The organism is Sphingobium sp. LMA1-1-1.1, assembly GCF_040676365.1.
Classification (GTDB): Bacteria; Pseudomonadota; Alphaproteobacteria; order Sphingomonadales; family Sphingomonadaceae; genus Sphingobium.
In genome coordinates this window covers 39167-53486 of sequence record NZ_JBEGHS010000005.1, presented here as the reverse complement: position 1 = coordinate 53486, position 14320 = coordinate 39167, and the positions used below count along the sequence as shown (strand labels likewise).

The following is a 14320-nucleotide window of genomic DNA, read 5'->3' as shown; positions in this document are numbered from 1 at the left end:
GTCCTGGAGCGCAATGAGCTGCAGGAACATCGCGATCTGGTCGATGCATGCATCAATCGCGACGCCGATCGCGCGATCACCCTGCTCCAGCATCACTACGCCCAGACCTTCGAAGCGATTACGAACAAGCCCTAAGTCGCGGATCAGACCGAAAGCAAAACAGACGAAAACCTGTCCAAAATGGCGGGACCACCTCACATGCTCTGCTCGCCGATACATTGACGCGGCGGGGTGGATTGTCGTTGCGCAAATCGAACCCGAAGCTCTCCAACGGCACAATAGTGCATGATCGGTCGATCGATACATCCTGTCCTCTCCGGAGAGGCGCGCGCAAGGTCAGCCCCTGGCAATCATCTATGCGCTAGACCGTCAGCCGCAATCGCGCGGTTCAGGATGACAACGTCGTCGATGTGATCGGGATGGAAGTCGCTGCGGAAAAAGGCCCAGTAGTGGCGCCAATTGCCACGGATCAGCCCGCCCTTGCCAAACAGGAACCTTGCAGCCTGCACCAATGTCCGACCCAGGGGAGGGCGATCGCGCCGATACATGTGCCACAGGCTGCGCGTCTGGAAACGGACCAGGAACTCGAAGCTCATCAAAACCATGGCCTTTCGCAGCATTGCGTGGGTGCCGCCCGCAGCCAGATAGACATCGAAGGCCACACTCTTGTGCTCGATCTCTTCGATCGCATGCCAACGCCACATTTTGGCTATCCCGGCATCGGCGCCGTCAAGCCAGTTTGTCCGGCCAAGAATGCCGCCCGCGATCGTTGCGGTCAGATGCTCATATGCGACAGTCGTCGCCAGCCAGAACAGTGGGTCGAGATCTTGCAATTCCTCGGAATCGCTCCGGATCGCAGCTTCCAGCCAGTCAAGGCTATAACCCCGCGCGACGCACAATTCTTCGTTGAAGTGCTGATGCTCTCGGCGGTGGACATATTCCTGCGCCATGAAACCCCGCACCGCAGCCTTCAGGGCTGGGCTTGTCGCTGCCTTCTCGTTGGCGCGAACGCTGTCGATGAACGACTTCTCGCCATAGGGAAACAGGATCGACATCGCATTGAAGAAGGCGGTGCGGAACCAGTCCGACCCATTCCAGTCGGAGCTCAGGGCGGAATCAAGCGGGAATCGAATATCGCGAGGCTTAATCATGGGAACACCAGACCGTTGAACAGAATATAATAGCTATCACTACTATTTCTAATTGTCAAGGCGCCGGTCGGAGCGCTTCTCCTACGCCTTCCAATTCACACTCCGGACCCGGCGCTGCATCCGTGGCGCCAGGACATGGCGGGCTGAAGGTCGATCAGGCGTGCCGGATAAAGGAGTTGGAGCCTGGCAATGCCCGGCTGGAGCGGCTTGTCGCGGCCCTCGCGCCGAATAAGGCGATTCTGCAGGGGGCGTCGAAGCTGGCAGATTATTCGCGTACGGCAATCACACCGCCGCATCGACGAACAATATCGCTGCGGCCCGCGCGAAGCGCTTGTCGGGGCGCATATGAGTATCGCCGCCAAAGGTCGTGTTACCCTGACGCGCCTCCTTGCCCGCCGCCCTTCAGCTTCACCTTCACGCCGTTCGCTCGATTTTGGGGATGTTGCGCCTCGGTCGATGATAACGGACACAGTTTCGCTGGAGCAGACACCCGGTGCATTTGAAGGATAGAGGGCCAGGCCCCATCATGCTGATCGCACCCTGCTGTTGACGAGCGCCGGACTGGTTTACGCCTCTCCCTGCGCCAGCCCCCGGATCGCCGCTGAAAGGAAAAGCCGCAACGCGGCGAGTTGAGCGTCCTGCTGCGGTTCGGAACATTCCATCGCGAACATCAGATTGATTGCAACCGTTTCAAGAATCACGATCGCCAGAGCTTCCGCCACCTGTCCAGACACGCCCGGATCAAGAGCAGTCAGAAAGGGAGCGAGATTGCGGGCATTTTCGATCGTGTCGGCGCGGTCGAGCAGGCGCAGTTCCGGGTTGGAACGAAGCGCATTCCAAATCGCGGGCGCGGCCTTTGCCTCGGCCAGATAGGCCGCCAGATCGGAAACGATATGCCCCGCGAGCGATTGGATGCCGATGTTTGATTTTACCAGCTCCTCTCCTGTGGAAAGGCGATGCTCGACCAGGGCGCCCAGACGCGCCAACTGCCGGGTGGCCAGTTCCCGAACCATTGCCGGCGCCGACGGGAAATAATGATAGACTGATGCAATGGGCAGACCAGCGCGCCTGCCCACCTCTCGCATCGACAGCCCGTCAAGCCCGGCCTCTGCGATCATCTCCTCTGCTGCGTCCAGCAGGGCCTGTTGCCTTTGCCGGCTACGTTCCTGTTTCAATGCCGACCGTGGTGCGACACGGTCGGCCAGATTATCCTGTTCCATCATGCCTTGTCCTGATCCTTCCCTTCGTCTCGTCGCCGTTCTTCCTTCCGGGAAATTCAGGCAAAGGCATCCACGGCATAACGTCCCTCGTCAACCAGAAGGCGATAGGCTTGCTCCGGATCCCTATCGAGCGCCCGGCCAGCAATTTCAACGATCAGCCTCTCAACCTCAGGCACCAGCGTCATGGCGTCTCCACAAACATAGATATGGGCGCCTCTGCCAATCAGCGTGGCAATATCCGCTGCGTCCGAAACCAGACGGCCTTGCACATAACGGTGGCCGTCCTGGGGTGCGCGGGAGAATGCAGGGCGCACGTCAACCACAGAATCGGCTTGCCATGCGGCGAACTCATCACGGTAGAGCCAGTCCTTGTCTGGGTGGCGACAGCCGAAGAAGAGCAGCGCCGGCCCGGTGGTTTCCCCGGCACCACGCCGCAGCGCCCGTTCCTCCACAAAGCCGCGGAACGGCGCGATGCCACTTCCCGCTGCGATCATGATGATCGGTGTGGCCGGGTCATCAGGTAACCGGAAATGGCGCGGCCCCGGGTGCAGAGCGACTGCCAACTGCGCACCATCCTCCAGACGCGCCAGGAAATTGGATGCAACGCCGAGATGACGGCCTTTGCCCGATCGAGCCGGGGCATCGACGATCGATACCGTCAGCGCGCATCGTCCGGCGTCAGCGAGCGGGGACGAGGCGATGGAATAGCGGCGGGGCGCCATGGGCGGCAGGACTGCAAGCAGGGCTGCCAGATCAACGCTGCAGGACGGCAGGCTTTCCAGAAGCGACAATGTTCCCAGCCGGCATTCGGTGACTTCCCGTTCGAAAACGGCCGGGTCCAGCATGGCCTGTGCCCGCGCGCGTTCGGGGGGACATTGGGTTGACTGCGCAAAGAGACGAAGCTGCGGCATCGTCGCGGGCTGTTCCAGTTCCACAAAATCCGATAGCAGTTCCCGCACACTGACCGCTTCGCTGGCGGGCAAAGGCAGGGTCAGCCCCGCATCGTCACGAACGACCACGCGCATGTCCGGGTCCAGTCCGAGCCGGTGCAACGCCCTGTTCACTGTCTCCACGGGGTTGCTTGCCAACACCGACAAGTGATCGCCCGGCTGGTAGCTCAGCCCTGGCGGCAGGGCGATCTCGAAATGTCGCTTGTCGCTGGCGGCCTCCAGCATTCCCCCCCGTGTCAGCGGAACATTGCGCAGGCACTTGCCGGGCCGGAAACCGCCCAGCGAACGCCCCCGCAACGGGGGCAGCATTTCGATTGTCGGCTCCACAGACCGCAGGCATTCCCCGCCACCAAAGGCTTCGGCAAGGGCAGGCCATAATCCTGCCATCCACGCTTCCGCCGCTTCCACGAAATTGCCCGCGGCATCCGCGACTCCGCGTTCGACAAGACGGCTTGCGCCTGCCCTTTCCAACGCGTCATCGACCCGTGAGGGGATCGCCTGATAGGTACGCGCCCATTGCCTGTTGCCACAGCCCAATACCGCGAAGCGCCCACCCGTCAGCATGCCCGGGTCCATCTGATCGAGCCATGCCACGAACTGCCTGGCATTGTCGGGCGGCAATCCTTCATAGGATGCCGTCACGATCACGACAGCGCCATCCTTGGGCAGGTCGGCGACCGCTTCATCCATCGCGGCCAGACGGGGCCGGTAGCCGCGCGCTGCGCCATCGGTCACGATCTGACGGGCGAAGGCCAGGCTCGATCCGGAATTGCCGCCATATAATATCAGCAGCGGTGTATCCGTCCCGTCCATACCGGGATATTGCCGCGCCTGGGCAGCGGTGCTGGTTTCGGAGGGCGTTCGCAGCACGGGCACGATGCCTGAGGGCTGGCGCCGGCGCGCGCGGATGCGCAATCCTTCCGGCTTCATGGTTAGCGTTTCTGCCACCTTGAGCCGGTAATTCGGATCGGCACGGGTTATGTCGAACCGCTGCAACATCATCGACAGGACCAGCAGGGCTTCCTGCATCGCGAAACCGCGGCCGATGCAGGCGCGCTGCCCATTGCCGAAAGGCTTCCAGCTATTGGGCGGCAGGCGTTCTGCCATACCATCCGCAAAGCGTTCCGGCCGGAACAGCGCCGCATCCTCTCCCCATATTGCCGGATCGCGGTGCAGCGCGGGCAGCAATATCAGCAGTTCATCTCCCGGCTTGAGCGGATAGAGACCGGCGAGCATGGTGGGCGCATGCGGTGTGACGGCGAATGCGGGTGCCGTGGGCCACAGGCGCAGCGATTCCATCAATATCTGCTCGATGAACTTCAAATCCGCCAGATCATCGAGATTTGGATCACGATCACCCAGAACGGAATCCACCAGTTGCTGCGCTTTTTCCAGAATATCCGGATTTTCCAGCAGCAAATGGGTTGCGAACGACAGAAGGCCGCTGGTCGTTTCATGCCCTGCGATCAGAAAGGTCACAAGCTGGTGGCGGATATTTTCATCAGCCAAGCGTCCACCGGTCACCGGATCGATACCGGTCAACATCGAATCCAGCAGATCGCCGCGCTGCCCGACCCGACCTTCTTTCCGCCGCGTGGCCATCAGCGCATCCGCCATGTCGTGCATCACAGCAATATCGCGTTCGAACCGGCGGCGTTTGCCGAGCATGGCTCGGGTAACGAATTCCGGGCGGCGATCCCGCGCGGAAGCCTCCAGCAGCGTATCGACCATCGCGTCGATGAATGGATGCATGTCTTCCCGATAGAAGCTGTTGAACCGGACATCGAACGCGCACAAGGCCAGCGTATCGAGCGTCAGCCGCGTCATCGCGTCAGCAACGTCGATTTCCGCATCCTGTCCAAAACGCTCCCAACGATCGAACATCTGGTGCGCGATGTCGAGCATCTTGCCCACCATATCCCTGATCCCCAGCGGACCGAAGGCTGGCATCAGGATGCGATGCGCGAGTGCCCAATTGGGTTCATCGCCATAAGCCGTGAACAGGCCGTCGCCTACTGCGGGACGAAGGCTGACAAGGGCACTGTGCACATGCTTGCCGAAGCGGCTCTCGTCGCACAGTTCATTCACATATTTCTGGGCGCTGACGACGATAGTAGATTGGCCCAGCACGGATAGTCGGAAAATCGGACCATGCTTGGCGCAAAGTTGCGTCAGGCTTTGCAATGGCGTCTGGCCATCCAGTTCGAAAAGATGCCCGACAAAAGGAAAGCTGGGCGGTGAAGGTAGGGGATTTGATGCCATGAAAGCGAACCTTTCCGATCAATGATCGAGTTTATATATCGATCATTGATCGGCTTTTCAAACCTGCAAGGAATTTGTAATTCCCTTGGGATCATATGAACTCGGCCAGCAGGGGCTGAACCGCGTCCCATGAGCCGCCACGGGCGCAACATCGCTGCGCCCGTGACAAGAATTGCAATGCCTGGGTGACTGAATTCAGGGATGCGCAGCCTGACGTGACCGTGCGGTCCGGATGCTGGACGCTATTTCCCGTCGGCTAGTGCCGGAAGCTCGCGCGCCAGAATCCGGTCCCGGACCCGGACCGGCAGCATCAGGGCCAACCGGGTAAGCGCGGCAGTGCGCCAGGGGAACGGATAATGGATATGTCCCTTCCTGATCGCATGTAGAATGTGATCGACAGCCTTCTCTTCGGAGATTTCCATGGGGGAGGGCATGCCATCGCCGACGGTCGCTTCGGTCGCGACAAATCCCGGATAGACGGTTAGAAAGCGGATGCCATATTGGGCGAATTCGATGCGGCAAGTATCGATCAGAAGCTTTGCACCGCCTTTCGCTGCTGAATATGGCCCTTGCAACGGAACGCCGATCAGTCCGGCCAGCGAATTGGTGTGTACGACCAGACCGCCCATTTGCGTGCGCATCTGATCCAGAACGGGAAAGAGGTAGTTGACGACTACATCATAGTTGGACCGCATGTAGGCTTTGACCTCGGCGGCATTCATCCGCCGCATGTCAATCGCGGGGGCGCCCCCAGCATTGAGCACGACCACGTCGATCCGGCCAAAACGGGACACGACGTCACGCACAACCTGGGCGGCGGCCTCTTCATCCTGCGCATCGGCCGGGAAGACGGCGCATGTGCCGCCGCCTGCAGTGATTTCCTGCACTAGCGTTTCGAGTTTTCCAGCGCGGCGCGCGGTGGCGGCCACCAGGGCTTTCTCTGCTGCGATCCGCCTCGCAAAGATTCGACCCATGCCCGACGACGCGCCGACGATCAGGACCACCTTACCGGCGAAAAACTGCCGCAGATCAGTCATGGGTCACTCCTGAAGACAGTATTGCAGCGAACATGCTCCGACCACGGACGTTCAACGTTGGCCGTATCGGGAAAAGGCGTCCAATATTCTGTCCATTTCATCCTGTTCCAGGAGGACAGGGCCGCCAATGGCCAGTGTGCCCCAATATATGGCTGCCTGTTCCTCAATCTCTTCCGCTATCGCGAAGGCGTAAGACAGGTTCGGACCGACGGCGATCAGCCCATGATTGGCCATCAGGCAGGCCCGCCGCCCATCCAGAGCGGTCACCACATTTTTCGCCAGATCGTCGCTGCCGAAAGTGGCATAGGGAGCAACCGGCACGGATGCCTTTCCACCCACCGCCACCATATAGTGTAACGGCGGTATCTCTCGTCCGGCGCAAGCCAGGATGGTCGAGTGGCGGGCGTGACAATGGACAACGGCTTGGGCGTCAGGCCGCCTTTCATAGACGCCCATATGCATGCGCCATTCGCTCGACGGACGCGGTCCTTCGGGTGCAGTCCATCCGTCTTCTCTGACAAATGTGATGGTGTCAGGCGTCAGTTCATCCGGGACGACACCGGAGGGTGTGACCAGCATGCCATCCCGCCAGCGCGCCGACACATTACCCGAAGTGCCGCGATTGAGGCCTCGCGCGTCCATTTTCCGCATCACCGCGACGATAGTCTTGCGCAGTTCCAGTTCTTTGCTCACGCTGCAATCCCCTGCCGCAATGGTGCCGTCCGGGCGAAATCCCATGTCGTATCGAAGCCTTGCAACGCGCCAGTGGTCCCGACCGCCTGCGCCACTTGCGCCGCGGTTGCACTGGCAAAACGGAGGCAATCCTCAAGCGGCAAGTCCCGGCCGCGGGCGGCGTGAAAGCCGGCGCAAAAGGAATCTCCGCAACTGGTCGTATCGACAGGAACGATATTGAACCCGGGCACCGCGATCTTCTGTTCCCTGGTAATCAGCAAGGCGCCTTGCGCCCCCATCTTGAACACGCACCCTCCGGCACCGAGATTCATGAAAAAGGCTGCTGCCTCGTTCGGATCTTCGGTCCCGGCAAGATAGCTGATCTCCGAAAGGCTCGGCATGAACAGATCGACAAAGGGTAGTAATCGGGCAAGATCCTGCATCGACTCTTCGGACGGTACGATCAGATCACATGTGATGAACGCCCCTGCCGTCCGTGCCGCTCGTAGAAAATCTGCTCCGCTGTCCTTTACGCCAGGGAAGCCCACTGCCCCCCAATGAACGCCCTTTGCCTGATTGGCCGCTGCCCATGCGCCGGCCGGGATGTCGGCCATGACGCTGGCGCCTATCATGTGGAAAATGGGTCGCGCGCCATCGGACCGGACCGGCAGGACGGTCGTCGATGTCGGCATTGCATCACTGGTTTCCAGCATGGCCGTGTCGACGCCGCCTTCTTCCAGCATGGAGCGGACAATGCGGCCCTGCGGATCAGATCCCACAGCAGACACGATAGTGGCGGACAATCCCAGTTTTGCCGCGACATAGGCTGTCCCGGCGGCCGTCCCTGCTGGTGCAAGGCAGATACGCTCCACCAACTGTCCGCCGTCCGGTTCGGGCAAGGCGTCAACGGGATAGACCGTCACGTCCAGGGTCGTCAGGCCGACCGCCATCAGGTCACAGCGGTTCGTCATGTCCTCTCTCCCCTCACGCCGCTTCTGCGCCTTCGGTCTCGGCCATCGCCATCAATAGGGGATGTGGCTGAAGCGAGGACAGGCGTGACGCGATGACGGCAAATGCTTCGTCGGCGACGGCAACGGTCATGGCGATATCCGCCTCCGTCATGGCAGCGCACAGGAACATATTATGCCAGGGGTGCATGTAGACACCCCGCTTCAGCATTTCTTCCGTCCAAGCATAGCCGATGCGGCAATCCGGATCATCGGTGAACATGATAAGCGGCATCTGGACCGGACCGGTCTGCCGCAAGGTGAAACCGTGACGAGCTGCAACGGCATCCAGCCCTTCGCGCAACTGCGTGCCCAGCTTTATCCCCTGTTCGAGATAGTCGCTGTCCCGGATGAGCTTCAGCGTCTCCAGCGCAGCCGCCATGGGCACCGCCGAGAACCAGAACGATCCGGTAACGTAGATGGAACCCGCACCCTCACGGCAGCGGTCGGACCCAAGAAGCGCGGAGATTGGAAGACCGTTTGCGAGCGATTTCCCCCAGCAACTGAGGTCCGGCTTGACGTCCACCAGTGCCCAGCTGCAATCGCGGGCCAGCCGGAATCCCGCACGCACTTCATCGATGATCAGCATGGCGCCCGTCGCATCGCAAAGTTCCCTGGCGCGGTGCGCATAAGCCCGGTCCGGCAATTCCTGATCCGCGAACACGTCATGCTTGAACGGTGAGGCAAAGATCGCAGCCAGATCATCGCCAGCAGCCTCCACCGCCGCGTTCAGGCTTTCGACATCGTTGTAGATATAGCTGCGGTGGAACGCGCGATCCTCAGGCAGTGTCCCAGCGGGGACCGGCGTACACCAGGGCGCGGCTCCATGATAGGCACCCTGCGCGACCAGCACGATCCTTTTACCCGTCTGCGCGCGCGCCGACATCATGGCCATGGTGGTTGCGTCAGTGCCGTTCTTGCAGAACATGGCCCAGTCAGCATGGCTGACCATCGACACCATCGTTTCGGCCAGTTCCACCATTAGGGGCGACGGTCCGGTCAGCGTATCGCCCCGTGACATCTGATCGATCGCCACATCATTGATGCACTTGACGCCGTAGCCGAACAGGCTTGGGCCATAGGCACACATGAAATCCAGATAACGGTTTCCATCCTCGTCCCAGATATAGGCCCCCTCGGCACGCTCAAAAAATTGCGGGAAGCTTTCCGGCAGAAGCCGGGTCGACTCATGCCCGTACATTCCGTTGGGAATCACTTTCAACGCGCGCGCTTTCAGCGCCTGATCTGCCTGTCGCTTCATGAGCCAAGTCTCCTGTTCATCGTTGCCGGTAAACAGCGCGACATCCCATCTGTTGTCAAGAAAAATATAATGATGACTATCTTTTGTGCCGCCTAGTGTCGCTTTCCCAGCGGCTGGGGCCAGTTGTTGCAGCGTCAGACGACAAGGCGCATGGCTGTGCGGCGCCACAGGATGACGTCGTGGAAGGTTTCGGGATCAAAGGGAGTAGTCGACAGGCATGGCTGGCCGGGCCGAATATAGTGGCCCGGTTGCGCCGACAATCATGGCGTTCCGGCAGTAATGATCTGCCTTAATTCTCGCCGATAAGGTCGCGATAATAAAGGGCCATCATTCGTGCGACCTCTGTTGCGACATGCCCTTCCAGTGCCGGATTATCGATCATCAACTCATTCGCGGCGGTCGTCAGACTGGTGCTCAAAACGGTCGCAGCCCGTAGTCTCTCTTCGTCCAGGTCGGGACGGACGGGCCGCAGCCGTTGATACAGGGCGTCGGCAACGGCATCGATCGATTCGGCCCGCACTTCGCGCAGGATCGGAACGGCGCGCATCACCCGGAGAATCCACGCGCCGCCCGGTTGATCCTGCGCGATTTTCCTGACACGGCGCAGCAACTCGACATTGCGTTGCACATCCTCTTCCAGGGTGATCGGGCGCTCGGCATTGCCCGCCGCCAGCCATTCGAACACGACTTCATCCTCGGCCGCGAGCAGCCGTCGCCCCATTTCCCGCAATATGGCGTATTTGTTGGGGAAATAGCGATAGAGTGCGGGCGGCGTCAGCCCGGCCCTTTGCGCCACCATGTTGGTCGATAGCCGTTCGATCCCGACTTCTCCCAGCAGTTCGCCGGTTACTTCAAGGATCAGTTCGAATGTCGCCTTCGCGCGATCCTGCGAAGGTTCCATTTTCGTATTCAGGGATATCTGGTCGGCCGCGCTCTTCCCGGCGGGAGATTTTCCTTTCGACGCTCTTGGCGCTTTCGGCTTCTCTCTGGTCATAAACGTCCCCGAATCACCTTTCTAAATCTAACCTGCGTTACCCCTTTGCGACGTCGTCACCCTCGTTCTCGACGGGGGCTCCCCCCGGCCTGGTCGCGCTTTTTCGGCACGTTACTGGCACAGGTAATCGCCGGAGATCAGGGCAGAAAGCGCGCTTAACAGCATCTGGCGAAAAACGATATAAAAAATAGTCTTGTCTATATGGTAATCTTCACTATCTTTTTGGAACCTTGTCACGGCATCAGGAAGCGGATCTCGGTTGATCGAGGCGCCAACGACAAATCAAGACATCAAAAGGGGGAAAGCATGATACGAAATTACCTCTTGGCCAGTTCAGCCCTGTCCCTTCTGCTTCTCGCCGTTCCGGCCGCAGCGCAGACAGGCCCTGCCAGCGATCGCGGCCCTGGTGCCGGAGAACCTGCCGATATCGTCGTGACCGCCAACAAACGCAGCGAACGGTTGCAGGACGTTCCTATCGCCATTTCAGCGCTCGCGGACAAAGACGTCCAGAACCGCCATATAACCAGCGCGCTTGATCTCAACAATATCGTGCCGGGCCTTCGGCTCACCACATCGGATGCGGCCGCCAATCCCAAAATCTTCATCCGAGGCGTGGGGCTTTCCGACTTCAATCCAGGTTCGGCAAGCGGCGTCGGGATTTATGTCGACGGCGTCTATGTCGGTTCTCCCCTCGCGCAGCTCGCCGGCTTCTATGACATTGATCGGATTGAAGTGCTGCGCGGTCCGCAAGGCACTTTATATGGGCGGAATACCACTGGCGGGGCGATCAATGTCATCACGAAACGTCCGACCTGGAAATATGCCGGCGACGCGTCGGTCGACTATGGCGAGTATAGCAGCGTCACATTGAATGCGGGCGTCGGCGGTCCGATAATCGCGGACAAGCTGGCTTTCCGCGTTTCCGGCCAAAGGGTCAGCAGCGATGGCTTTGCTGACAATCGTCAGACGCGCCGTGAGGCCGGAGCCGCGGACCGCTGGGCGGTGCGCGGCCAGTTGCTGTTCACGCCGGCCAGCAATGTGGAAATTCTTGCCCAGGCGAGCTTTTTCCGGAACCGCGGCGACGCGATTCAGGTCAAGCATCGTTCCCTGTTCCCCACTGCACCGCAATTTGCCGGTTCCGACGGGCTATGCGCGCCCGCATATTACAATTCATCCGGCTGTACGGACCTGTTGGGCTATAGCGATACCGATCCGCGTCCCCGATCGCTGGAAGATAATGTGGACGGCAAGGACAAGGTGGATGTCACCACCGCAAACCTATCCGCCACCATCGAAATGGGCGCAGTCGATCTGATTGCCATTACTGCCTATCAGAATGCCTGGCGCGACGACCGGGAAAATACCGACGCCAGCCCGCTGCAGATGATCGAAGGGCATTTCCATACCAAGCAGCGTCAGTTCAGCCAAGAATTGCGCCTGCAATCCCACGGGCAGACGCGCCTCAGGTGGGTGGCGGGCGTTTATTACATGCACGATCATCTAAATGACGACAGTTCGTTCGACACCCTGCGGGATTTACGCCCGATGTTCATTACGGACAACAATCCGACAGGTCTCAGCATCGAAAATTCGGTGGGGGTCTTTGGTTGGCCTAACATCCAGAAGGTCGACAGCTATGCGGTGTTCGGCCAGGCTGATTACGATGTTTCAGATCGTCTGACATTAACGGGCGGTCTACGCTGGTCGGCAGACCGGAAATCCCTGAATTATACCAGCCAGGTTGATAATGGCCTGGCTGTCCTGTTGCATTTCAACGGTCGGAAGACCTTCAGCGACTGGTCTGGCCGCACCGGCATCAATTACCGACTGGGGACTGATGCGCGCATCTACGCCACTTACAATCGCGGTTACAAGTCCGGCGGTTTCTTTGGGGGATTGGCCAGCAGTGTTGCGCAGATCGAACCTTATGACAACGAAATCCTGAACGCTTATGAGGTCGGTCTGAAGACAAATTTGTTCGGTCGTAAGATCCGCGCAAACTTGTCCGCTTTCTATTATGATTACCAGAACCAGCAGGTTTTCTCGCAGGCCTTGCGCAACGGCCTGACCATGCAAATACTCGATAATGCCGCCAGTTCCCGCTCCTATGGCGGCGAAGCGGAACTGGCAGGCGAAATATCCCGCAATCTGAGCTTCTCCTTCTCGGTCGCCTATCTTGACAGCAAGATTCTGAAATATGTGTCGGACGGACAGGATTTCTCCGGTAATGTCCTGCAAAACTCGCCCAAATGGTCGATCGGGGGCTCCATCAGCTATAACATGCCCCTGGCAGATGGCAGCGCGATCGTGTCGAGCATCGACGCCAACTGGCGCAGCCGGGTCTTTTTCGACAACACGCAGCGGAACCGACTGTCCGACGGTCCCGCAACGGTCGTCAACGGTCAGATCGGCTGGCGTTCATCCAACAGCAAGATTGAGATGGGTGTGTTCGCCAAGAACCTCTTCAACAAGACCTATCTGCTCTATATTTCGCCCATCGACAGTTTGGGCGTCGATGAATTGAGCTATGCTCCGCCACGGGTCGCAGGCGCATACGCAAGGATCAATTTCTGATGCACGATGCGAACCGACTGGGACACGGCCATATTCCGGTCTGTCTGGCAGCCGGTTCCATCGGCTTGCTTGTCCTTGGAGTCGAGCCAATTCTGTTGGGCGCCCTGACGGTCGAAGGTCGCCTGTCCGAAGGAGGCGTCGGTCCTTTGGCGATGTGCGAACTGACAATGATCGCGCTGGGGTCGCTCGGCGGGCTCCGGTTGTTGCGGTTCATGCAAACGCAGGCTGTCCTCGCCGGAGGCAGCATATTGTTGGTGCTGGCCAACTTGCTGCTCGTCGGCCGATCTGGGTTGCCGTGGCTGGCCATGGGGCGCGGCATGGCAGGAGTAGGGGAAGGCACTCTGCTGGCGTTGGCCGGATCCGCGATAGCGACAAGCGTAAACCCGGAGCGTCTGTCGGCCTTCTTCCTTGCGGCGCAGACAATCCTGCAACTTGTCGTCGCCCAGTTCATGCCTTCCGTCCTCTGGCGGGGTTCGGCAACCGACGGAGCCTTGCTGATCCTGTCCCTGTCGGGCGTGGCGAGCCTGATGATGGTTCCATGGGCGCCCCGCCGCCTTCGTCCTCCTCCGCCCGATCCGGCGGGGGGTGGCATACCCAGGAACGGCATAGTCCTGTTGGCAACGGCGGGTCTCTATATTGGCGGCATCATCGCCACATGGAGTTATCTCGGCGTCGTTCTTGGGCATTTCGGCTATAGTTCAGGCCAGCGGGGATCGCTTGTCGCATTGTGCCTTGGCAGCCAGGTCATCGGCGCCTTCGCCGCCGCGCGGTGGGGAGAATATCTGGCGGATCGTGCCGTCATCCTGGCTGCTGCCATGATCCAACCGGTGCTGGTGGCGGTACTCGCATTGGCGGGAGCGGTGGCGTGGGTGCCGTGGGTCTTTGTCGCGGGTTATGGATTTTTGTGGCTGTTCGGCCAACCATTCTACACCGGCATGCTGATCTCGGTGGATCGCCGGCGGCGTGCAGTACTCTATCTGCCGGTCAGCCAACTGGCCGGGTCAGCGCTGGTGCCTTTCATGGCCAGCATCATTGTCGATCATTTCGGGGCTATTGGCGCCTTGTGGTTCAGTGTCGGAACATTCCTGTCCGGCGGGGTCCTGATACTGCTCGTTACATGGCAGGCTTCGCCGGAAGGCGTAACAATGCCGGATGACCCGATCGTGCCGGAAAACGGAAGATGAGGGACTGA

General features: G+C 59.9%; 10 protein-coding genes. 2 read left to right on the top strand and 8 right to left on the bottom strand.

What is annotated here, in order from left to right:
* Positions 1–350 precede the first annotated feature (350 nt).
* The 8 genes from MRBLMA1_RS06950 to MRBLMA1_RS06915 form a co-directional block, all read right to left on the bottom strand.
* On the bottom strand, positions 351–1151 hold the full coding sequence (locus MRBLMA1_RS06950) for a metal-dependent hydrolase (RefSeq protein WP_363735797.1): 801 nt from the start codon (positions 1149–1151) through the stop codon (positions 351–353).
* Positions 1152–1717: 566 nt separating this feature from the next.
* On the bottom strand, positions 1718–2374 hold the full coding sequence (locus MRBLMA1_RS06945; RefSeq protein WP_363735796.1) for a helix-turn-helix domain-containing protein: 657 nt from the start codon (positions 2372–2374) through the stop codon (positions 1718–1720).
* 53 nt (positions 2375–2427) lie between these two features.
* Entirely contained in the window at positions 2428–5583 is a 3156-nt protein-coding gene (locus MRBLMA1_RS06940; RefSeq protein ID WP_363735795.1) for a bifunctional cytochrome P450/NADPH--P450 reductase, read from the bottom strand.
* Between the two features lie 242 nt (positions 5584–5825).
* Positions 5826–6620, bottom strand: a complete 795-nt coding sequence (locus tag MRBLMA1_RS06935) for an SDR family NAD(P)-dependent oxidoreductase (RefSeq protein WP_363735794.1) — start codon at positions 6618–6620, stop codon at positions 5826–5828.
* 51 nt (positions 6621–6671) lie between these two features.
* Entirely contained in the window at positions 6672–7313 is a 642-nt protein-coding gene (locus MRBLMA1_RS06930) for a class II aldolase/adducin family protein (RefSeq protein ID WP_363735793.1), read from the bottom strand.
* A complete protein-coding gene (locus MRBLMA1_RS06925) occupies positions 7310–8263 on the bottom strand; it encodes a carbohydrate kinase family protein (RefSeq protein ID WP_363735792.1) in 954 nt (317 codons plus the stop codon). The genes MRBLMA1_RS06930 and MRBLMA1_RS06925 overlap by 4 nt, the downstream gene beginning before the upstream one ends.
* Positions 8264–8276: 13 nt before the next feature.
* Complete coding sequence (locus MRBLMA1_RS06920) at positions 8277–9560, bottom strand: aminotransferase class III-fold pyridoxal phosphate-dependent enzyme (protein WP_363735791.1); 1284 nt, start codon at positions 9558–9560, stop codon at positions 8277–8279.
* Between the two features lie 289 nt (positions 9561–9849).
* Entirely contained in the window at positions 9850–10461 is a 612-nt protein-coding gene (locus MRBLMA1_RS06915; protein ID WP_363735790.1) for a TetR/AcrR family transcriptional regulator, read from the bottom strand.
* 294 nt (positions 10462–10755) lie between these two features.
* Between MRBLMA1_RS06915 and MRBLMA1_RS06910 the strand changes: the two genes are divergently transcribed.
* Positions 10756–13128, top strand: coding sequence for a TonB-dependent receptor (locus tag MRBLMA1_RS06910; protein ID WP_363735789.1), 2373 nt, complete (start codon positions 10756–10758; stop codon positions 13126–13128).
* Complete coding sequence (locus tag MRBLMA1_RS06905) at positions 13128–14312, top strand: hypothetical protein (RefSeq protein ID WP_363735788.1); 1185 nt, start codon at positions 13128–13130, stop codon at positions 14310–14312. The genes MRBLMA1_RS06910 and MRBLMA1_RS06905 overlap by 1 nt, the downstream gene beginning before the upstream one ends.
* Positions 14313–14320: the final 8 nt, after the last annotated feature.